Here is a 253-nt window from a genome sequence, read left to right as displayed (position 1 = left end):
TCAAGGCATCCACCGTGCGCCCTTTCTAACTTAACCAAACTAAAATTAAAAAATATGAGCTACACTGTTATCTAGTTTTCAAAGAACATACATTTATATATGAGAGATAGTTCTCTCAAAACTGAACAAAACGAAACACGGAAACTTATATTGATGAACAGTGTTCATCAATTCTCCATAGAAAGGAGGTGATCCAGCCGCACCTTCCGATACGGCTACCTTGTTACGACTTCACCCCAATCATCTGTCCCAC

The 253-nt window shown here is 39.1% G+C and carries 1 rRNA gene; it reads right to left on the bottom strand.

The window, feature by feature from the left end:
* Positions 1 to 181: 181 nt before the first annotated feature.
* Positions 182 to 253, bottom strand: a 16S ribosomal RNA gene (locus MR109_RS29950); the annotation flags it as partial.

The organism is Bacillus cereus group sp. BfR-BA-01310 (genome assembly GCF_022664325.1).
Classification (GTDB): Bacteria; Bacillota; Bacilli; order Bacillales; family Bacillaceae_G; genus Bacillus_A; species Bacillus_A paramycoides.
Note: the sequence above shows the minus strand (reverse complement) of the source record. Positions and strands in the feature narration are given on the sequence as shown.